The sequence below is a fragment of the Roseibium sp. HPY-6 genome, assembly GCF_040530035.1.
In the GTDB taxonomy this organism is placed as follows: domain Bacteria; phylum Pseudomonadota; class Alphaproteobacteria; order Rhizobiales; family Stappiaceae; genus Roseibium.
Genome location: NZ_JBEWCD010000001.1, coordinates 1,816,074 through 1,836,570 on the forward strand (window position 1 = coordinate 1,816,074; position 20,497 = coordinate 1,836,570).

The following is a 20,497-nucleotide window of genomic DNA, read 5'->3' on the forward strand; positions in this document are numbered from 1 at the left end:
TCCGGTTATTCGGCGGCGACCGAGGCGGCCTTGCGCCGGTCGGCGGCTTTGTCGGCATAGGCGTTGAGGCCTTCCCGGAACCAGGCGCCGTCGTCCCAGGCTTTCACGCGCGCGTTCAGTCGCTCGCGATTGCACGGACCATTGCCCTTGATGACTTCGAAAAACTCGTTCCAATCCGGCTCGGAGAAATCGTAACCCTGCTTGTCGTCGTTCCAGGCCAGCTTGTCATCGGGCACTTTCAGACCGAGATACTCGGCCTGCGGCACGGTCTCGTTGACGAATTTCTGGCGAAGCTCGTCATTGGTGTTCATCTTGATCTTCCAGGCCATGGACTGCGCGGAATGCACAGAATCCTTGTCGGACGGACCGAACATCATCAGCGACGGATACCAGAAGCGGTTCAGCGCATCTTGCGCCATCTCTTTCTGCTCAGGCGTTCCGGACGCCATCTTCATCATGATCGCGTAGCCCTGACGCTGGTGGAAACTCTCTTCCTTGCAGATGCGGATCATGGCGCGGCTATAAGGTCCATAAGAGGTCCGCTGCAGCGGCACCTGGTTCATGATCGCGGCCCCGTCGACCAGCCAGCCGACCGCACCGATATCGGCCCAGTTAAGCGTCGGATAGTTGAAGATCGAGCTGTATTTCATCTTGCCCGAATGGAGCTTCTCCAGAAGCTCATCCCGCGACACGCCCAGGGTCTCGGCGGCGGAGTAGAGATAGAGGCCGTGGCCGGCTTCGTCCTGAACCTTTGCCAGGAGGATCGCCTTGCGTTCCAGCGTTGGTGCGCGCGTGATCCAGTTGCCTTCCGGCAGCTGCCCGACGATCTCGGAATGGGCATGCTGCCCGATCTGTCGGATCAGCGTCTTGCGATAACCCTCGGGCATCCAGTCCTTCGGCTCAATCTTCTCGCCGTTGTCGACCCGGTCCTGAAAGGCGCGCTCTTCCGCAGACATCTCCTCACGCGCCTTGAGACCGTCCGATTTTACCAGCTGCGCATACATGGCGTTTCCTCCAAAGTGCCTCTTCAAGCCCTCACGCTGTTCAATTTACACCCGCTCCAAAATAAGAGCGATGCCCTGTCCAACCCCTACGCACATCGTACATAGGGCGTAACGCCCTCCAGTCCGCTGGAGTTGGTAGGCGGCATGCAATACGAGCCTTGCTCCGGACATTCCAAGCGGATGCCCGATAGCAATTGCGCCGCCATTTGCGTTCACATGCGCGGCATCATCCGGCAGTCCGAGCTCCCGCAAAACTGCAAGTGACTGCGAAGCAAACGCCTCGTTCAATTCTATGACATCCATCTGATCGAGGCTAAGGCCTGCCAGGTCGAGAACTTTCCGGGTCGCCGGCCCCGGCCCGATCCCCATGATGCGTGGCGGCACGCCTGCCGCGGCCATTGCAAGAACCCTTGCCTTCGGCACAAGGCCGTTCGACCTGGCTGCCGCTTCAGAGGCAACGATCACACCGGCGGCGCCGTCATTGACACCCGACGCGTTGCCGGCGGTCACCGTCAGCTCGGGCCCATTGACCCCGCGCAGCTTTGCAAGCGCCTCGATGCCCGTTCCCGGGCGCGGGTGCTCGTCCGTATCGACGACAACCGGTTCGCCCTTGCGCTGCGGGATTGTGACCGGAACAATCTCTTCTTCAAAGACACCAGCTTTTTGAGCAATATCCCACCGGCGCTGGCTTTCGGCCGCAAACCTGTCCTGATCATCCCGGGAGATCCTGTAATCCGCCGCGACATTGTCGGCGGTCTCCGGCATCGTATCTGAACCGAAAGCACGATCCATCTTCTTATTCTTGAACCGCCAGCCGATGGTCGTGTCGTACATCTCCGCGTTCCGCGAGAATGCAGAGCTCGCTTTGGCAACAACAAACGGCGCACGGCTCATGCTTTCAACACCGCCGGCCAGCATCAGGCTCGCATCGCCCGACCGTATCGTGCGGGCGGCCAGCCCAACTGCATCCATGCCAGAGCCACATAACCGGTTGACGGTCGTTCCTGGCACCGAAATCGGAAGACCGGCAAGAAGAACGGCCATCCGCGCCACATTCCGATTGTCTTCCCCGGCCTGGTTCGCACAGCCAAGAATGACGTCGTCGACACTGTCCCAATCGACATCCGGGTTCCGGTCCTTGAGCGCGGCGAGTGGAATGGCGGCAAGGTCATCTGCACGCACGCCAGATAGCGCACCTCCATACCGTCCGATCGGTGTGCGCACGGCATCGCAGATAAAGGCTTCCGGCATCCACTCTTTCCCTTGGCTCTTAATCCTAAATCGGAATTCTTCGACCGATCGGTCAGCGTTATAGCATCAAAACATCACACTGAAAACTTGTTTTTGAAAAAGATGTAGTGTTTTGAGCTGCTCGAGGCGTTTCCGCTCAATTGTTCAGGGCTTTAATGCTGCAGCTTCACGCATAAGCCGGTCCAGACGGAACTCTGTCGCAGATGTTGCAGACGGCAAAAACCCGATCGCGTCGCGAAAAGATTTACCGACACACTCGTCAGCACGCGGGGCAAGTGCCAGGTAGGACCGGACGAAGAGACGTCGCGCAAGCTCGGCCGGCCAGTCTTCGGGCCAGGCTTCTCGCGGCAGCCGGGGATCTCTGAGCGCAGCCAATCGGTAGTGATGAATGAGCTGCAGGCGCAGGGACAAAGCCATCGCGCCGCTGCGGTCGTCGGTCAGGGTCCCTGATTCCAGCTTCTCCCCCAGATTCCCGAAACGCTTCAAAAAGACGCGATACCTGTCGGCAACAAGCCGCATGTCCCATAAACCTTCGGAAAGACCGGGCCAGTCATCCAGGTCGCCAAGCGCTTCACAGGAGAGCAACGGCCCCGGAAGATGGACAATGTCTGAGCGATTGGGCGCGATGGCTGTACCGTTTCCGAGCAACGCCCAGCCCACGGGAAGCGGCTCGCGAACCTTGAGTGCAACAAGCCAGCCCTGCGCACGCGGCGGTGGTGCATAGAGCACTTTGGAGGCTTCCCTGAACTCCGCCTGCGCCGCCTCCGTCAGCCTGTAGTAGCTTTTGCGCCCGATCCGTTCACCCAGAAGCTTCCCGGCGGCAACCAGCCGGGACACAGCCGTTCTGACAAGACTTTCGCTGATGCTTTGCTGCGCGCAACAGCGCACAAGATCACCCATCCAAAGCGTTCCGCCACGCGGCTCGACAACATCGCCATAGAGACTGACGATAAAGCCCGGCGCTCGGGGCACCTCCGTGCCTGCCGCTTGCAAGAAACTGCGCAAAATATCAGCCGTCGCCATGCTCGCCTCGAAGGTTTAGAAGTATAATCATATCACAACTTTTTCAGAAGAAGGCATTCTACGTGATGCTTTAATGATGATGTTTCACAAGAATGACCAGACATCAGGGCGCGCGTTGCGCCGCATACCGCGAACCGGATTTGCCGAACCTTTCCGGCGCTCAGGGTCTTATCGGCTTTGGCAATCTGCCCCTGACCTCAAGTCGTGTCTTTCTGGGCTCTATTTGCAGAGAGTTCCCTTCAGCTGATTTTCCGGAAGAACGAAAAGCGACCCGCGCAGACGCCAAAACTCACCGCTGGCTGGAGCTAAAGCATCGAAATCTCAAATCTTCGGTATCGCGTTAATAGATTTGTTGAGTTGCACTATTAGAAAAAGACGAGTTTTGATTGAGTGCAGGAAAATTTAAGATGTCAGAGCCTCAACTTTCTTCGGAAGTCCAAGCCTTTTTTGACGAGATGGAGGCTCTATCGGGAAGAGCCAATCGTGCGAAGCAATTGCCGGCATGGGCCTTGCTTTTTCGCTCACCCTTCCAGTCTTACCCAACAAAGCCGACAAGCTGGATTGGCGGTGTCCCGAGCGCTCCGGCAGGATTCAAGTGGCCTCGAAACGTCCACGGGAAACCAATTCACTTCATCGCACAGATTGACCTGTCTTCTCTTAAACCGGAACCAATTAGCGGCGCGTTCCCTCCTGGACTTCCCCCGGAGGGAGCCTTGCTGGTATTTGGCGGCGAAGGATACGCGACACGGATTGTTGAAGCGGCAGACATGAACCGGATCGCGCCGGTCACACCACCAGGCGATCTTTGTGATGTTCATGACCTCGGTTTCTTCAGTTCGGGCAAGACATTCAATGCCTGGGCCATCGATCCGGTTCCCTACATGAGTGTGGAGGATGAAGAGGCGCCTCTTCCGGAAAACCCGTTCTCGTCTCCGAAGGGCTGGATCACAAATTGGGCGATTGCCGAAATTGAAGCCTCTCTCCTTCTGAAAGGGCTCAAGTTGGAGATCCGGCAAGGACAGACATTCATCGAAGAACGCAGAGGCGCCCTCGGGCAGGGCAGGGCTTTGTCGATGCCAAGGCACGTTTTGGCAAGACTGGAGCATATTGAAAAAACCGAAGGCTCTGCCTTGGAGCTTGTTCGCCTGCTCGAAGACTGGTGTGCGCTGGCGAAGTCGCAATCGCCCGAAGCGGCAGTCGACTGGACCGCCGCAGAATATCTCTTCAAAAAGCGCCTTGAACTTAAAGGCCTGATGAAAAACAGTTTTGGCAGCAAACATCTCCTTGCTGGCAATCCGAACGCCGTATGGAACGAAATCCTCCAGAAACTGCCGAAACTCTTTGAGCACCGGGACTTTTCTCAAGTTCCTGCTGCTTATCAACCGCTCGTGGAAAAGAAAATCACAGGCTGGCGTGGTCACCGCCTGTTTGGTCTTGAGCCAGAACTGCCCGGCAACACCGAAGACCGCCGGGGGCAGGATCCGTTGATTTCCATAAGTGCGGACAATCTGCTTGGAACCGAGTCAGAACACGAATGCGGGTTCTCAATCTGGCTCAACCGTCTGGAAATGGCGCGTGGCTGGCATGAACGGGGTCAATTTATCCGGCACGTGGTCCTCTGACCGGCAACCCGTTCCGGAAAGCCGTGCGCGCCTCGCCGAAAACCACAGCAGTGCTTGTTTGGACGGGCACTGCGCTGTCATTCATTCAAACGTTTCCAGGGCGACAGGCGCTAATTATGTAGGTCTCGAAACGAGCGGGCGAGCGGAAACGCAGAATACCCGAGTGTCGGCAGCACGCGCTGAATTGGCCTCACTGTCGCGAAAAAGGGTCACCAATCAAGACTGCGGATGCATCCTGTTGTCCGAAGCAGGCTTGCGCTTATGCTTTTCCGCAATGATGACCTTGTTCAGTATACGCACCTCACCGACCATGAGCAGACGCATGTCGGCGACGATGTAATCTGCCAGATCGGTGTCGGAAATGTCGTCGCCATTGATATCAAGCCTGAATCCCTGACCCTGGATACCGCCACCGTTCGAGAAGTCTATTTCGAAATCAAAGCAGACGCGTTTGTCCTCCAGTGCCCGGCTCACGCGCTTCCCTCCAGCCGCTTGCGCTCCCGATGACGTCGGACTTTTGCCCGATTTCCGCATCCAGATGACGACGAGCACCAGCGGCGTTTTCCCGGTCGGGACTGGTCGAAAAACAACATCCCGCATTCCGTGCAACGCCTTAACCGCTCGACCTTGCCCGCCTGAAGCAAGAGCAGTGCATCCGCCGAAATATGCGCCAGAACAGATTCGAACGGTCGCTCGCTGACGAGGACGATGTCACCGTTCTTCAGTTGCGGGCGGAAATCCTGGCATGCGGACCAGACGTTCAGCGTGTTGACCGCACTCTCCGGCAGCGCTTCCAGATCCACCGCCGCCGCCAAAACGTCGTTGGCAGCTTCGCGCACCTTTTTCGCGTCCCGCAGCTGCTGAAGACCAATGAGGAAGTCTTGCCTGAATCCGGCCAGATTGAGCCATCGGGAAAGGTCGTCGGGCGTCGCAATAAGCTCCACGGGATCACGGCCTCGGGCTGCAACGGTGTCGATGAAGTTGAGTGCCGGCGTACCCGCCGTAAATTCAAATGATCTCGTCATAGGTTGCGACTTCTGTTCCGGGTCTGGGACGCATTGGGCTCGGTGTTACCCAAAGCATTGAGATACCAGCCCGGCTCTGAAACCACGATATTGCGCCCGGGATGGTCGGTCCCGGGACTGGTGGATTTGACGCCGCTGGCAAACGTAATTTGGGAAGCCGCCGGAACGTCATAGTCAAAATCGTCTTCAACGGCCGGCTGCCCGCCAACAGCATCAAGGAAATTGACGCGGTCGCCGTATCCGACCGTTGCAGCCATGGCACTCCCGGCGAAAGCTCCTAAAGCAAAGCACAACACGGTCACTGTGCCGCACCCCAAAATACGCATTTCTCAAACTCCCCTAAATCAAAGCGCAGCTGCCGCCAAAGCAATTGCATAGCAAAGCCCCGGACGGACCGTCGCCGCTCGTCGAACAAAACGTCATTTCAACATTTGTAACCTATATATATGGTTACAACAAATGTCAAAGATGATGCTGTCGCCTCAGACCGTGAAGCCACCTTCATTCTCAGTTCGTTCAATTTTGCAATTTCCTTTTGCGCAAATCGTGCTTGTAGCTCTTGTCACTCGGCATTACCTCATTTTCGCTTTGCAACTTTTTAAAATGGTTACAGCGCAATAGATCGAAATCTCGAATTTGCATGAAAAGGAAATTGAAATGTCGATAGATAGCTTTTCGTTTCAGTCTCAGGACTTGCCTCGTGTCGATCTCGCATCGTCCCCCAACGACGAAGTGTGGGACATTGTCGATGCGGACGTGAACGATGTCCGTAATAACGCAGAGATCGATGTCTTCGCCTCTCAGCAAGATCCGAAGGATGCCGGCGAACCTGGTGATCCGGGCGCACCGCCACCTCCCGATGAGCCGGTTCGGAACGAAGTTGAAGGTGCTCATAATGATTTTCAAACTGGCCCGGAAGAAACGTCAGAACGCTCAACTCCAAAACTTATGGAAGCTGTGTGTAATGGAACGGTGTTTCCCTCTTCCAACGGAGAAGGTGGTACCGGCTTGCCAGGCTCACCCACTGATCAGGTCTGGGATTTCGCAGGCATCGATGTTCACAACGACCAAGAGAGCGACGACTTGGCATTCTTCGATGAAAGGCAAGCCAAAGACCCGAATGAACTCGTGTGGGACTTTGTTGATGTCAATGTCAGCCAAAGCGGGAGCGAACAGGCCATCCAGGACCTTGAAGCAGTGAAGGACTCGATCCGGGATTACGACATCACTGATGATGTCTTCGTTTGACGAAAAGTCGCAACTTTCAACTAACCGCCTGGCTCGATGGCCGGGCGGTAAGTTGCACACGGTTCATACCCGCCTTGCGGAACTTTGAGAGCGGACAATGCGTCTTCGGATGCCCTTCAGTGGACGCCAGCCGGCCGTTTTAAGCCGGCTTACGAAGATTTAATGAAGCATCAAAACGCATCAGAAGCGACCTCCCGCACAAGATGGACTTGTCTTAATCCGAAGTCGCAAAACCTATCGACGATCAAAGCAGCAGGACAGTGGGTGATCGAATTCCCAACCTTCACTGAATTTTTCTAAACGCGCTCGAAAACCTGCTTTCAAGCACGCGTGAAAAACCCTCCTATCTTACTATAAAAAAATGTGTTTTTCACTTTCAGAACAGACCGGCTCTGCGAGGAAACCAGCACAGACGACGCGATCAAATTTCTCGTCGAACGCGCCGAACGGGCAGCAAAACAACTCTTCCGAATACCTGTAGAAAGGCGTCCTGTCTCGCCTGTTTGAACAGTGCCGACAAGGGTCATGCAAGCGGTCCCAAAAACAAACGCGTGCCAAAAGTCTAAGATGGGAGATGCTGGCACCCCGCGCATTTCGTCCCCACGTCTCGATCAACCGCCCCGGTCGGGGCAGATCGGAAACGTGAGGAGAATTTGAAATGCTGAAATCCCTACTTCCTGCCGCCGTCGTCGCAACAGCTCTGGTTGCAGCGCCCGTCGCGCTTGCCGCCACCAATGACAGCACGTCGGTCGAAGGCACCTATCTGCTGGTTCAACCCAATGAAAGCCAGCGCGTTCTGGCGCTCAATCCCGGTGGTAGCGTCAACCTCGTGAGCCAGGGACAGCAGGTTCGCGGTTACACCTCCGGTCTTGGAACCTGGGAGATGACGGGCCCGGACACTGTCCGCGCCGCTATCATCGATTTCAACAATCCCCAGACAGAAAATGGCAGCAGTGGCGCATCGCACATTGTCTACGATCTGACCTTTTCCGATGAAGTCGACGGACAGTACCAGACCATCGCCGGTCAGTTCACCGGTCAGGGTTACGCCAAGGGACAAAACCCGCTTACGGACGATGCCGAACCGGCGAGCAAATTCGGCAATAGCTTTAACGGCACGCGCCTTAGCGTGAACTGATCGACGCGCCCTGGGCCCGAGGGTAGATTTCGTTTCTGCCCCGGCATCGCATTGGGTGAAACGGTGAGCCGGTGGCCTTGTGCCACCGGCATGATTTTTTGCCGTTCGCCGCAGGCATTCGCAACTTGTGCAGAACTTTTATGAGACTCGGCAGAAGGGGTCAGGAACCTGGACAGCGTTTCAAGGGACCAACCAGATTGAACACGTCCCAGCGTATGGTCATTTCTTCACCGGTGCGCCTCAATCCGAGGAAGTAGCCGCGCACAGCATCTTCCCCACACTGCGCATTCGCCACAGTAAAGTCTCCGGATTCAGTCGACTCCACAGGGCCCCATCGCAATGCGCACCAGAGCTGTCCTTGCTTCAGCCAAAGCCGGTCGATCTCATAAGGAGCCGCCAGAACCGTCCCGCCCGGTTTGATCGGTTCACGTGCGCACTGCGCTTCCGTGCCCCAGGTTCCAAGGAACGCGTCGCGTTCAACAGCGTGAACGGGCGTGGCGAGAAGGACGATCAGAATGAGAAGACGCATGGAAAACGCTTATCAATTCTGATGGAAAATGTCTGATCAAACGGGTGTTATCTCCTGCAGTCGCAGATCCGCGCCATACACCTGCGCATGTGCTCAAACATCGCAGTATTCACATTCGAAGTCGTCAAAGCGCTCGTCCCAGATGTTGATGACCTCCAGATCCTCTTTCATCTTAAAGGAAGGGATCGATTCGTGATATGTCGTCATCTCATCTTTCGGATTGCAGAGCTTATTGAGTTTCGGATGCTCCCAAAAATCATTGAAACTTTCGAGGCTTACCACCGTCTTCTCCTTCATGCGTGATGCATAGATCCAACCCAGGAAGTAAAGAAGCCCGCGTTTGTTTTCGGGTCTGTGGCTCATTATCAAGTCGAGCGAGGCTTGCTCGTCAATGACCGCAACCGCAATCGACTCTGCCATTGAAGACGCAACTTCTTCCTTCAAGGCGTTGGTCGTATTACTTACATAATGGTTGTAAACGTGGGTCGCTTCGTTCGCTAGAACGCCGTAAGATAAGGGCCTGTTCAGGAACAATCTCGAACCGAGTTGGATTTTCTTGCACATGCAACAGTAAAAAGCAGTGTCCTGGGCGAGGCTCGGTTTGAGATGCAGTGTCACATCGCCGGCGTCTATGAGATCGGCGACGATTTTATAAGCATCTCGAGGCAGATAAGTCGCATAGTGAGAAATGGTCGGCATTTTAACGTGCAATTCGTTGAGAATGCGCACGCTTATCTCTTTCAGTATGCGCGGTTGCCCTCCCTTTCCTGAGCCGCGCTCGAAGCGTGGATCCGGTGCCCAGCGTTCTGGCGGAATATAGATCTTGCCCATGCCAAAGTCTGCCGTTGTGGCGTCATCGAAGCTGAAATTCATTCCGTCTGTCGATTGCCAGCACCCAACCGCGTGATGCAAATACCAATTGACCTCGCGCGGGGATTCGGTCTGAAAGTTGAAGATAATGAGATCCCACACATTGGGGATGTCGAAGGACTTCGCAATGCTGGCGAAGTCCTTGCCGGCTGTTGCAAAGGTAAAGTCACGCGCCCCGGCAGGCGGCCAATCCTTGATCTTCTTGACTACACTCGGCTCGCGCCACTTGGGACTGAAGCTCGGCTTATGGTACGGGCCCGGCAGGATGGCCATCTTGAAAATCCCTTAAAAGTTCTGGATCAAACAAGCACCTCAAAAAGCGCTTTCAAATTGTCCCCTGATCTAGAAACGGGAATGCCCAATCGGAACAGGTAAATTCGCAGGACGATCCTGCCGGATTGCTCTAAGGGAAAGATTTGAAGGATAGTCCGGTTGATTATGAGCTCAGCATTGCGCGATGCTCCACACAAAGCTGACGCCCGCTGTATTGCTTTCGATAGAACGGCCGATTTCAATCATTGGGCAAACTCCTACGTGAATAGAGGCCTGCCCGATGCTACCAATTGAATCCCTGATCGCATTTGCAGTGATCTATGCTGTCGATTCCGTGACGCCGGGCCCCGCGGTTGCGATGGTTACGGTCCGCGGCGCGACTATGGGTGTCAGACGGACCGCACCATTCATTTTCGGCCTGGTTTTCGGAGATCTCGTTCTGTTTGCGATTGCGGCTGCCGGGCTGATCGCGCTGGCCGCGGCTCTCGGCCCGTTGTTTGTCGTGATCAAATGGGCGGGCGTTTGCTATCTGCTTTACCTGGCTTATCAGCTTTGGAATGCAAAGCCCGTGTCGTTGCCGTCGCAACCGCAGCGCGGCGAAGGTTGGCGCACGTTCGGTGTCGCGACCCTGCTCCCTCTTGGAAATCCGAAAGCCGTCGGCTTTTACATTGCACTGTTGCCGACAGTTCTGGACGTGAGCACGCTGACAGTTCAAGCCTATCTTGAGCTTTCGGCGATCGTTGTGATCATTTGGACAGGAACACTTTTTACCTACGCAATTGCTGCCGCGCGCGCAGGCGTTCTGCTGCGTGCCCCGGCCGCTCAAAGACTGCTCAATCGCACATCGGCTTGTACCATGGTCGGTGTCGCCGGCACCATTGCAGCGCGCGATTAGAAAAAAATCGCGGGACACCAGGCAAAGTTCTGCGGCTCACTTGGAACCCGAGCTGAGCAGCGCTCCCGCAATCGCAAAGAGTGCTCCGACAATCGTGAATATGGTCACCATGCCGAGCCCGAAAACAGCCAGCAGTCCCATCGCAACAAGAGGCGTCAGGAAAGCCAGGCTCGAGATCGTTGCCGCGGAACCCTGACGCGTTGCCTTGTCCCACAAGACATTTGCGATCGTAAATGGTCCGATACCCATTAGAGCGATCGCTACCCATTGCCCCATTGACGGCCAATAATGGGGTTCAATAAAGACATGCGCCGCCAACGCGCATATCCCGGCAAGGCCAAGAGACGGACCGACAACATCCGTTTTGGTTTTCGCAAACGAACGGCCAACGGAATAGACCGCGAAGGTCAAGGCACCGCAAGCACCGAGCAACACGCCGACAATATCCAGCTCTCCCGCCATCTGGGGTGACAGGGCAATTGCCACGCCGGTAAACCCGCACCCAATTCCGAGCGCTTCGACAAATGAAGGTATGCGCCGGTGCAGCAAGGATGCCAGCAGCACCAGGAACACTGGCCAGAGATAGTGCACAACATTCGCTTCTGCCGGTCCGATGCGTGCGATGGCCGCCAGGTAAAATGCGTTGTTCCCCATCAAACCCGCCGCGACAAACGCCAGGGTCCTGAACGGTACGGACACAAAGGCTCTGGACGCCTTTCGCCGAAGCGCCAGAAGAAACGAGAGGCAAAACCCGATCAGTGCGGACGCGCCGAGGACCAGAAGGGGTGGCGCAGGATGCACCAAGGTGGCAAGGGCCGGCCAACTCGCCCACAAAACAACAGCTCCTGCGACCAGATAATATGTCTTTGCAGTTGGACCACCTGGAAAACCCGAACGCCACCTTATGCCCAAGCGCTCCAGCAAACGGGAGTGTACATGAGCGGACTGGCCTGGAAGTTTCGCAATAATCATGGTCGTTCAGCCCGGTCTTTTCGCGTCAGATGATCTGTGTGCTCTAGGCGCAAGCGCGCCCACTATTTTGACAGAATGTCGAACAGGTTATTGAGATCCGCGCGCAGGTCCTCAATGTCTTCCAGCCCGACATTGATGCGTAAAATAGTACGCTCATGCTCCGGTCGCTTGAACTTTCTTCCGTTCCCGATGAGCATTGGCGCGACCAGACTGCGTGTGCCGCCCCAACTTGCTCCGATTGCCATGACTTTGAGTTGGTCGAGCGCTTCATCCAGATTGGTTTCCTGAGCTTCGCTGAGCACAACGCTGAACACACCACTCGCGCCGGAAAAATCCCGCTTCCAAAGCTGATGCTGCGGAAAACCCGGAAGCCCGGGATGCAGCACCAATCCAACGTCGGGACGAGCTGCAAGGTCTTCGGCAAGGCCCAGCGCAACGTTTCCAACATGAGCCAGCCGCACCGCCATTGTCTCGATCCCGCGCAAGGCAAGTGCGACCTCATCCGGGCTGACACCGATGCCCAGCATCCGCATTGTGTCACGCAGTTTTCTACGCAATTCCAGATCATTGACGCAAACGGATCCGAGCAGCAGGTCGGAGTGCCCGCCAGCATATTTCGACAGCGCCTGCATCGAAAAGTCGAACCCGAGATCCAAGGGTTTCAGGTGTAAAGGGGTTGCCCAGGTGTTGTCTGCTCCGGTCAGAATTCCGTGCTTTCTGCCAAGCGCGGCAATCGCTCGCAGATCCTGAAACTCCATGGTCGTTGACCCCGGAGTTTCCGTCCAGATCAGTTTCACCGCTGGGTCGACGAGGTCTTCAATTCCTTCGCCATCCGGCCGATAGATCCTGTGGCCGATACCGCGTGGCTCCAGGAAATTGACGCAGAAATCAAGGACAGGCGGATAGACGTTGTCAGGGACGAGTACCGTATCCCCCGGAAGCAGCACGCTCAGAAAAACGATCGTCGCGCCAGCCTGACCGGAAGGTACTATGACCGAGCGCAGACCGTTCTCCAGTTTTGCAATCTGTGCTTCGAGTGTTCGCGTCGTGGGCGTGCCATGCAGACCGTAGAAATAGCTGTCGAGGTCCCGCTCAAGACGCGTCGCATAGGCCTGCGCCGTATCGAACACGATTGTGGAAGCGCGATAGGTCGGGACGGTCAGGCTTGAGAATTCCGACTGATCAACCGTTGGGTGGATCGCACAGTTTGTAGCGTCACGCATGTGTCTTCCTCTGAAAGTTTCGCAAACTAGAGCAAACTTTCTTCTGGCAAACAATTTATAGTTCGGCATAATTCTATGCGCAAAACTTATAGTATTTGAGCAAAACCATGAAATTCAGGCAACTCGAAGCCTTCCACAGCATGATGATTTCCGGGTCTACCGTCCGCGCGGCTGAACTCATGCAGATCACACAGCCTGCCGTCAGCAGAAGCATCGCCGAGTTGGAGGCATCCCTTGGATTCACGCTTTTCGATCGCGTGCGCGGACGGATGGTCCCCACCACAGAAGGTCAGTTGTTCTTCCGCGAAGTGTCAGAGAGTTTCAAGGGCATGGACCGGCTGAGATCAGCAGCCGCTTCCATCCGGGACTATGGCTCGGGGCACCTGAAAATAGCCTCTCTTTCGGCCCTTGGAGCTGAAGTCGTACCCAAGGCAATCCGGGATTTCAGAAGGAAAAACGATCGTGTCAGGATCACTCTTCAAGTGCTGCCTTCCGCGCAGGTACGCAACCAAGTCGTGGACGGCAATTTTGACATTGGCCTTGCCGCCGATGAAATAGACCGCTCCGGTGTTGATACGACCCATTTCGGCGGGTTTTCCGGCGTGATCGCAATGTCAGCCCATCATCCCTTGGCAACGCGAGACGTGCTTGGTCCAGAGGATCTCATCGGCCAGCCGATGATCGGCCTCGCCCCGGAAGACCGGGCGCGCCACAGGTTCGACGCCATTTTGGAGGAAGCAGGCGTTTCGCCCGAGTATGTGGTGGAAACACCCTCTTCCACAACGACATGCGCGCTGGCGCTGACGGGTGACGCGATAGGCCTGGTCAATCCGCTTGTCGTTGATGGTTTCGTTACAAGAGGGTTGGAAATTCGCCCGTTTGCACCTGAGGTGAATTTTCGCTCGTTCCTGTTGTTCCGACCGGACATTCAAAGATCGAAACTTGTCAGGGACTTTACCAAATGTCTGTTTGATCTTCGAAACGGGTTGGCCTGAACACAGACAGTAAAGATAAACGAGGCTCGGTTACCGACAGAGCGCTTACACAACGGAACTTCTTGGTCGGCTTGTCCGGTTAAAAGTGGCGTCAGCCGAAGACTTCAAGCTGGTCCGTTTTTCCCTTGGCCTGCGCCATCAGGTAATATCCGGGCACACATATGTGCCCGGATAGAGAGAGCCAGTCAGGCTTTTTTCGCACGCTTGCGCGCAACAAAGCCCATCACACCGAGGCCGCCAAGCAACAGTGCGCCGCCGGCAGGCAGCGGGACCGGTGTCGGTGACGCTTCAATGTCGATGGTGAAGAGAACCGTATCTGCCGTGATCGACCCTGCATCTGCAATACCAAAGAGTGCGCCGAGTGCGCCGAACCCGTTACCGTCCAGGCCAGCATCGATATCAATAAGGCGCGTGATCACACCGTTTTCATCATCACCAAGCTGAATGTTCTGCCCTGGAGCGGCGGCACCGAACAACTGGTTCACCTCAGTGCCGGCATCCCAGATGGAACGTCCGGTGATTTGAATCGTCTGCTCGATCAAATTGCCCATATCATCGAAGATTTCGTAGGCAAACGGATCGTCATTTCCGAAGAACGTGTCGTTGGACGGCACGAACATTGACAGGAACGTTGCGTACCGGTTCGTCGCCGGGTCCGTGACGTCAATGGTCAATGTCGCGGACTGGCCGTCAAGGATCGGCCCGGGACCAGAAATGAAGCCACCTTGCGAGTTGGGCTCAACCGCAAGACGCTCGGGCGCAATTAGATTAGGTGGGTTCGGCGGAACGGGCACTTCAGCGATCTGCTCAATTCCGGCACTTGCCGTCGCACCTTTGTTGAACGCGTCAAAATTGCCGGAATGAAGGCCTGTGTAGACCGGTGTCACAAGGAACCCGAAACCGTTGCTGTTGTTGAATGTAATATCAACTGTTGTTGCATTTGCCGTGCCTGCGATCAGCAAGCCCATCACGCTTGCCCCAAGCAGCGTTGTTAACTTCCGCATGTTGCCCTCCAGGTCAACCTGTTTCCAAACACCCCCGATTGGGTGCAGCCAGAACACTAGGGCAACCGACGCGCTTTGCGGCTCACTTCAGGACACAGCACGCACACATTCGCGTTAGCTCTAAAACCTCTCAAGCTATTGTGATTACTATTAAATTCTCGTTCACTCGCTAAGACTTGATTTGGTCGCGCATACCCGTGATCGCTCGCCGCACGCAGGTCAGAAAACGGTTTTTGGATCGGCCGGAACAGCCGACAAGGCGAGTCTTCTGATGCCGAAGCCATCCCGTCACGAACACGGTGTGCCCGGAGCGATCTCAATCGCCCATTGCCGACTTGGAGAATTTAGGCCCATATGCGATCCAGGATTGAAACGCGGTGAAGGTTCTCAAAAGCAACATGGGACAGACGGCTGAAGCGAATGCGCGTGGCATCATTTTGATGGTTCTGTCCATGGGAGCCTTTTCGATTGCCGATACATTCATCAAGCTGGCGTCGGGAACAGTCGCGCCCCCGCAGGTCATGTTCCTGATGATGGCCGGTGGCGCAATCATGTTTTGCACAATGGCAAAGGTGCAAGGTGCGCGGCTCATGGATCGACGGATCCTAGCGCCTGTCTTTCTCGTCCGGTATCTTTCCGAAGTCACCGCCATGGTCGGCATGGTCATGGCTCTCGCCCATGTGCCGCTTTCGGCGGTCGGCGCGATCATCCAGGCAACTCCCTTACTGGTTGCCCTCGGCGCCGTTCTATTCCTGGGGGAGAAAGTGAGTTGGCGGCGCTGGAGCACCATCGTCCTCGGCTTTGTCGGGGTTTTACTCATCGTTCAGCCGGGCGCTGAAGGCTTTGACGCTTTCGCACTTTGGGCAGTGCTGGCGATGGTCGGCCTATCCGTTCGCGATCTGACGACACGCATGACCCCGCCCGATATGGCATCGACGAGCCTTGCTGCATATTCCGCGATCGCCGCACTCCCGTTTGCCATGGCCTGGATCCTCCTGGATGGCCACGCCTTTCTGCCGCCGGAGGCGGACTGGATCATGCTGGTTTCCATCGTGCTGTTTGGCTCGCTCGGATATCTCCTGCTCACGGCATCCATTCGCTCGACCAGCATCTCCGTCGTCACGCCGTTCCGATATGCGCGGCTCCTCTTCATGTTGATCCTCGGCGTCGTGGTCTTCGATGAACGTCCCGGTTACCTGATGCTTGTGGGTGCCTCACTGATCGTTGTCTCGGGCCTTTACATGATGTGGCGCGAGCGTGTCGTCAGAGAGAAAGCCTAGGCCAAACCAGGGCGAACAGCATCAACCTGGCGCTTTCTTCCGAAACGGAATGGATGAAATGTTCAGCCGTCCCCAGTCTGCCAGCGGAATAAGCGACTGCGTGACGTCATCCCTCACCGACCAGTCTGTGTCATCGAGCATCAACTCGATCGGATGAATCGGGAGTTCTTCCGGTGTTGCGAAGCGCAGCCGGACCAAGGTGCCCGCGCGCACTGCAAGTGACATCGCGCGAACACGCGGGTCGTCAACGACGGTCTCCCGGTTCAGGGTGAACTGCTCCGTCACGGTCTTTACCGTCTGCCGGGTTTTGTCCGGAAGGCTCTCGATGAGCTTTGCCTGGGCGCGTTTGGCGGCATTTTCAAGCCCAAGCGCTGACACCATCGGCGTATCGGCGGTCAGAATAAGGCCGAGCGCGGCCGCCTCGTCTTGTGCCAGGCCTGTCAGGCGCGTGCGGTAATTAAACCCCAGCTCAATACCGCCGCCATTGCCCTGGTGCACAATGATCGGCAGCCCCGCCTCGGTCATCGCGTCCACGTCACGCAGGATGGTGCGCGTGGCGACCTCAAGCTCGTCTGCCAGTTGAACCGAGGTCTGCCGCCCCCGGTTTTGCAGGATCAGGAGAATTTGCAGCAAACGGGCCGCACGCATAAGGCTTCCCCAAACATGACACAAGATGTCATGTTACCCTCATTAAGCACTCCCTTGTCAATCAAGAGGAGCGACATGAAAACATTTCAGACATCCATCGACATCGACGCCCCAATCAATGACGTTTGGCGGGTCCTTGCCGAAGACCTGCCGCGTGACCCAATACCCTTCGGCATACTTCGGCTGGACGGGACGCCCGGCGCGGGCAGCCGCCTCAAGCTCTGGTCCGAGATTAATCCGAAGAGAGCCTTTGCACTGACTGTGACCACATTCCAGCCCCCGCACAAAATGGTGTGGTGCGGTGGGATGCCGTTAGGGCTTTTCACCGGAACCCGAACGTTCGCTTTGTCCACTTCAGGCGACACGACGCGGTTTGACATGAACGAAGTATTCAGCGGTTTGATGTCCGGGCTAATTGTGAAATCCATTCCGGACCTGACACCAGGTTTTGAAAAATTTGCTAGCGCACTCAAGCAAAAGGCAGAGCAACATGGATGATGTCGTTTACGGCTCAGGCACCCAGGAAGATCCGTGGATCCTGAAAACGCCTCCGCTAACATCCGAGTTCCAGGTCTGGAAGGACGAAGAGAATGATCCGCCGGCCCTGGTCGTGCAGGTCGGCAAGACCCGCCTCTCCTATCAGCTGCGGGCACTGGAAGATGCCCACAAGATGCTAAAGAGCCATGGCGACTGGATGCCGCTCGGCAATGCGGACGAGGGCAAGCCGACCAAACCCGGCACGCTGGAAGACTGGGCGCGCGCCGGCGACAACCCTGTCGGCGGCTACTACGGCCTGCGCAAGGGCTATCGCGGGCGTTTCGCAAACTATGTCGGACCGACGCTGGAGCTCCTGGGACTGGCCGAATTGGAGCACAACGCACGCAACAACCGCATACGCGCAAAATGATGACGCAGACTTGCGCTTTGAGTCTGGCGTAACGAAAGCGCCCTTCGAACTCAGGTAAACCAATTCTGCGCTCTACATGAAGGGCGGTTCTCGATTTGCTTGCCTGCTGCAGTGCCGCATGACAGTGTGCGAAAATGAACGCGACGCACTCCGAACAAACGTCACTCGTGGATACCGACTGGTGGTCGGTCGGAACGGTGACAGTGGGCATTACCGTATTTGCGATAGCTCAGGGCCTGACCTATCCGCTGATCTCATTGCTGCTATCCGCGCGTGAGGTCTCAGACACGATGATCGGCCTCAATGCCGCCGCGTTCATGCTGGGTCTGGGAACATCTGTATTGGTTGTTCCAAGACTCACACGAAGCCTTCGGGCGGGCCAGGTCATCGTGGCCGGCCTGTTGGGCGCGGCAATCTCGCTCGGAGGTTTTGCCGCAACGGACAATCTGGCGGCATGGTTTTTCCTGCGCTTTGCCCTCGGATTTTGCGTGAACGCCATCTATGTTTTTGGTGAAGCATGGCTGAATGCTGCGACCGCTGACGCGGTTCGGGGCCGTGTCTCTGGCGTCTATAGTGCGGGCATGGCGACGGGCTTTGTGATCGGGCCGTTGGCGATACCAGTTTTTGGTATTGAAGGCGGGCTTGCATTCGCCGCATGCGCGGTGTTGGTCTCCTTTGTTGCTTTCGGCCTGGCCCTTCTGTCCAAAAGGGCCCGAGTGGAACCAGAAAAACCTGCGATTTCCGAGCTACCCCGTTTCGCTCGGTCCGCACCGATGCTGGTTTTTCTCGTTGTGGCGTTCGGCTTCATCGATGCGTCGGTTCTCTCGCTGTCCCCGGTATACCTGACCGGAGCCGGGGCGAGCGCCGCCTTGGCGGCAACCTTTCTGGCAGTGATGCATATCGGCATGATCGTGGCGCAGCCTGTCCTGGGCATGGTGCTGGATCGCATGGATCGCTGGCATGTGGCTGCCGGCTGCTTGGCTGCAACGGGCCTGATCTTCCTTATGCTGACATTCGCCTCCATAGATGGATGGGCCATCTGGGCCCTCGCAGCTTTGGGCGGTTCCGCCTTCCTCGGCATTTACACCTCTGCCCTTGCGATCCTGGGGCAGGAGCACAGTGGAAAAGCTTTGACCTCCGGCGCGGCCGCCTTTTCACTTGCCTACGCAGCAGGAGGGGTCATCGGGCCGGTGGTAACCGGGTCTCTTGTTTCGGCTGTTCCGAGTGGAACATTTGTTCCCGTCGCGGTGATAGGATTGTGCGGCGCATGCGCGGTCTGGCTCAAGAGATAAGCTGCATTTACCCCAACATCAGGTCTCTAGGCCCGTCGCAATGCTGCAAGGGGCAACGTTCGGGTGCAGCTCAAGGTCAGCCCCCTATCCTAGTTGAAAGCGAAAGAAAGCCCGCGCTGACGCCGGTCAACGCGGGCTGAATTCAATTACCATTTGATCGGGCACTGAAAAGCGCTGCGCCTATTGATCGATCAGGCCGGCAGCGTAAGCGATAGCCCGCTGATAGTTTCCACTGTCATTCCATTTCGACAACACACGGAAATTGGCCGACCCTTCGGCAAAAGAGCGTCCGCCCCGCCAACCACTTTTGCGCAACATGTTGGCCGCGGAAGCAAGCGCGTCCGCCGCGTTGTTGGGATCAGCACGACCATCGCCGCTGCCGTCCACGCCAAAGCGGACCCAGTTGCCGGCCAGAAACTGCATGTGTCCCAGTTCGCCGGAGGGTCCGCCGCGGCTGCTGCCGGTAATGAGCCCCCGGTCGACAAGCTGCAGGGCTGCGATCGCGTCATCTTCAAAGCGCGGATAGCGGCGGCAATAGGACGCCAGTGTGACGGCGCCGCTGACGATCGGTGTTTTGCCTTTGAAGCCGCCCCAATTGGTCTCATAGCCCCAGATCGCCACCAGAATCGAGCCGGGCACGCCGTAGCGTTTTTCGATATTCCGGAACAGTCTGGCGTTCTGCTTCAGTTTTCGTTTCGCGCCTGAGACAAACGCATTCACATTCGCAAAGCGGCTCTTCAAGAACTGTTCGGGACTGCGATAGCGCATGCTGGATTGGGACGCGGGGTTTGATTCAAACCGCCAGGTGATTCCCGAAAGCCGCGCCTGCTGCAACGCCTGCAGACCGCGCTGCCTGACACCTGACGATGCAGCTACCTGCGCGAGTTGCTGCTTATAGGTTTCAAACTGCCCCTTGCTGGTAATGCAGGACGCGGCGTGAACCTGCGTCGTGAGCAGCACGCCTGCGACGAATGCCGCAATTTGTAGAGCGGCCGGTCTTAAAGTCATTCAGTCCTCCACCAATCCGGAAAACCCAAAATCGAACTGACAAACAAGCTTTTTGTCCAGATATCATTCGATAGCATATTTGAACGTGGCGTAAGAGAGGCTAGCTGCCTCGATTGCGGGCAAAGCGGACGTTAACCACATAAACCGCGCAAGCCTTTGTTTCGCCTGTCGCGTTCCTGCGCAGCGTCTTGACAAAAGATCGGTTTTCCGGATCTTTTCCGGAACTGGATGTACGCCCGATCACGCGATCGGGCTTGCCCCAGTTTCGGAAAACAAACGGGATCTGCAGA

The 20,497-nt window shown here is 56.5% G+C and carries 22 protein-coding genes and 1 pseudogene; 10 read left to right on the plus strand and 13 right to left on the minus strand.

Annotation, left to right across the window (positions count from 1 at the left end):
* Positions 1–5 precede the first annotated feature (5 nt).
* The 3 genes from paaA to ABVF61_RS08505 all read right to left on the minus strand — a co-directional run bounded on the left by paaA (position 6) and on the right by ABVF61_RS08505 (position 3,278).
* The gene (gene paaA / locus ABVF61_RS08495; protein ID WP_353993081.1) at positions 6–1,004 is read right to left on the minus strand and encodes a 1,2-phenylacetyl-CoA epoxidase subunit PaaA; all 999 of its coding nucleotides are present in this window, start codon (positions 1,002–1,004) and stop codon (positions 6–8) included.
* A 45-nt stretch (positions 1,005–1,049) separates the two neighbouring features.
* Positions 1,050–2,255 carry a 3-oxoadipyl-CoA thiolase gene (gene pcaF, locus ABVF61_RS08500; protein ID WP_353993082.1) on the minus strand — a complete coding sequence of 402 codons (1,206 nt, stop codon included), beginning with the start codon at positions 2,253–2,255 and terminating at the stop codon, positions 1,050–1,052.
* Positions 2,256–2,399: 144 nt separating this feature from the next.
* On the minus strand, positions 2,400–3,278 hold the full coding sequence (locus tag ABVF61_RS08505; protein WP_353993083.1) for a PaaX family transcriptional regulator C-terminal domain-containing protein: 879 nt from the start codon (positions 3,276–3,278) through the stop codon (positions 2,400–2,402).
* A gap of 455 nt (positions 3,279–3,733) precedes the next feature.
* Between ABVF61_RS08505 and ABVF61_RS08510 the strand changes: the two are divergent.
* Positions 3,734–3,991 (plus strand): annotated as a pseudogene (locus tag ABVF61_RS08510) (DUF1963 domain-containing protein); the annotation flags it as partial.
* Positions 3,992–4,900 (plus strand): hypothetical protein, encoded by a 909-nt coding sequence (locus ABVF61_RS08515; protein ID WP_353993703.1) that lies wholly within the window; start codon positions 3,992–3,994, stop codon positions 4,898–4,900.
* A gap of 216 nt (positions 4,901–5,116) precedes the next feature.
* Here the strand turns inward: ABVF61_RS08515 and ABVF61_RS08520 are convergent, their stop codons facing one another.
* From ABVF61_RS08520 to ABVF61_RS08530, 3 genes are read right to left on the minus strand one after another with little or no spacing between them, the layout of a single operon-like run.
* A complete protein-coding gene (locus tag ABVF61_RS08520; RefSeq protein WP_353993084.1) occupies positions 5,117–5,374 on the minus strand; it encodes a hypothetical protein in 258 nt (85 codons plus the stop codon).
* Entirely contained in the window at positions 5,371–5,925 is a 555-nt protein-coding gene (locus ABVF61_RS08525; protein ID WP_353993085.1) for a CGNR zinc finger domain-containing protein, read from the minus strand. The genes ABVF61_RS08520 and ABVF61_RS08525 overlap by 4 nt, the downstream gene beginning before the upstream one ends.
* Entirely contained in the window at positions 5,922–6,182 is a 261-nt protein-coding gene (locus tag ABVF61_RS08530; protein ID WP_353993086.1) for a hypothetical protein, read from the minus strand. Before ABVF61_RS08530 ends, ABVF61_RS08525 begins: the two co-directional genes overlap by 4 nt.
* 379 nt (positions 6,183–6,561) lie before the next feature.
* Here ABVF61_RS08530 and ABVF61_RS08535 point away from each other — a divergent pair, with 379 nt between their 5' ends.
* Both ABVF61_RS08535 and ABVF61_RS08540 read left to right on the plus strand, forming a co-directional pair.
* On the plus strand, positions 6,562–7,173 hold the full coding sequence (locus tag ABVF61_RS08535; protein ID WP_353993087.1) for a hypothetical protein: 612 nt from the start codon (positions 6,562–6,564) through the stop codon (positions 7,171–7,173).
* A gap of 658 nt (positions 7,174–7,831) precedes the next feature.
* Positions 7,832–8,311: a hypothetical protein gene (locus ABVF61_RS08540; protein WP_353993088.1), complete on the plus strand. Its 480-nt coding sequence runs from the start codon at positions 7,832–7,834 to the stop codon at positions 8,309–8,311.
* A gap of 160 nt (positions 8,312–8,471) precedes the next feature.
* On the opposite strand, the gene ABVF61_RS08545 is transcribed toward ABVF61_RS08540, so the two are convergent.
* The gene (locus ABVF61_RS08545; RefSeq protein WP_353993089.1) at positions 8,472–8,840 is read right to left on the minus strand and encodes a hypothetical protein; all 369 of its coding nucleotides are present in this window, start codon (positions 8,838–8,840) and stop codon (positions 8,472–8,474) included.
* Between the two features lie 93 nt (positions 8,841–8,933).
* Complete coding sequence (locus ABVF61_RS08550) at positions 8,934–9,983, minus strand: hypothetical protein (RefSeq protein ID WP_353993090.1); 1,050 nt, start codon at positions 9,981–9,983, stop codon at positions 8,934–8,936.
* 280 nt (positions 9,984–10,263) lie between these two features.
* Here ABVF61_RS08550 and ABVF61_RS08555 point away from each other — a divergent pair, with 280 nt between their 5' ends.
* The gene (locus ABVF61_RS08555; protein ID WP_353993091.1) at positions 10,264–10,878 is read left to right on the plus strand and encodes a LysE family translocator; all 615 of its coding nucleotides are present in this window, start codon (positions 10,264–10,266) and stop codon (positions 10,876–10,878) included.
* 36 nt (positions 10,879–10,914) lie between these two features.
* Here ABVF61_RS08555 and ABVF61_RS08560 read toward each other — a convergent pair whose 3' ends face one another.
* On the minus strand, positions 10,915–11,850 hold the full coding sequence (locus tag ABVF61_RS08560; protein ID WP_353993092.1) for a DMT family transporter: 936 nt from the start codon (positions 11,848–11,850) through the stop codon (positions 10,915–10,917).
* Between the two features lie 62 nt (positions 11,851–11,912).
* Positions 11,913–13,073 carry a trans-sulfuration enzyme family protein gene (locus ABVF61_RS08565; protein ID WP_353993093.1) on the minus strand — a complete coding sequence of 387 codons (1,161 nt, stop codon included), beginning with the start codon at positions 13,071–13,073 and terminating at the stop codon, positions 11,913–11,915.
* A 107-nt stretch (positions 13,074–13,180) separates the two neighbouring features.
* Between ABVF61_RS08565 and ABVF61_RS08570 the strand changes: the two genes are divergently transcribed.
* Positions 13,181–14,068, plus strand: coding sequence for a LysR substrate-binding domain-containing protein (locus tag ABVF61_RS08570; RefSeq protein WP_353993094.1), 888 nt, complete (start codon positions 13,181–13,183; stop codon positions 14,066–14,068).
* Positions 14,069–14,253: 185 nt separating this feature from the next.
* Here the strand turns inward: ABVF61_RS08570 and ABVF61_RS08575 are convergent, their stop codons facing one another.
* Positions 14,254–15,072, minus strand: a complete 819-nt coding sequence (locus ABVF61_RS08575) for a spondin domain-containing protein (RefSeq protein ID WP_353993095.1) — start codon at positions 15,070–15,072, stop codon at positions 14,254–14,256.
* Positions 15,073–15,449: 377 nt separating this feature from the next.
* Between ABVF61_RS08575 and ABVF61_RS08580 the strand changes: the two genes are divergently transcribed.
* Entirely contained in the window at positions 15,450–16,352 is a 903-nt protein-coding gene (locus ABVF61_RS08580) for a DMT family transporter (protein ID WP_353993096.1), read from the plus strand.
* A 21-nt stretch (positions 16,353–16,373) separates the two neighbouring features.
* On the opposite strand, the gene ABVF61_RS08585 is transcribed toward ABVF61_RS08580, so the two are convergent.
* Entirely contained in the window at positions 16,374–17,000 is a 627-nt protein-coding gene (locus ABVF61_RS08585; protein WP_353993097.1) for a helix-turn-helix transcriptional regulator, read from the minus strand.
* Positions 17,001–17,075: 75 nt separating this feature from the next.
* On the opposite strand from ABVF61_RS08585, the gene ABVF61_RS08590 reads away from it, so the two are divergent.
* The 3 genes from ABVF61_RS08590 (at position 17,076) to ABVF61_RS08600 (ending at position 19,199) form a co-directional block, all read left to right on the plus strand.
* A complete protein-coding gene (locus ABVF61_RS08590) occupies positions 17,076–17,498 on the plus strand; it encodes an SRPBCC family protein (protein ID WP_353993098.1) in 423 nt (140 codons plus the stop codon).
* On the plus strand, positions 17,491–17,907 hold the full coding sequence (locus ABVF61_RS08595; RefSeq protein WP_353993099.1) for a DUF6855 family protein: 417 nt from the start codon (positions 17,491–17,493) through the stop codon (positions 17,905–17,907). The genes ABVF61_RS08590 and ABVF61_RS08595 overlap by 8 nt, the downstream gene beginning before the upstream one ends.
* A 134-nt stretch (positions 17,908–18,041) precedes the next feature.
* Positions 18,042–19,199: an MFS transporter gene (locus tag ABVF61_RS08600; RefSeq protein WP_353993100.1), complete on the plus strand. Its 1,158-nt coding sequence runs from the start codon at positions 18,042–18,044 to the stop codon at positions 19,197–19,199.
* A gap of 180 nt (positions 19,200–19,379) precedes the next feature.
* Here the strand turns inward: ABVF61_RS08600 and ABVF61_RS08605 are convergent, their stop codons facing one another.
* The gene (locus tag ABVF61_RS08605) at positions 19,380–20,207 is read right to left on the minus strand and encodes a lytic murein transglycosylase (RefSeq protein WP_353993101.1); all 828 of its coding nucleotides are present in this window, start codon (positions 20,205–20,207) and stop codon (positions 19,380–19,382) included.
* Positions 20,208–20,497: the final 290 nt, after the last annotated feature.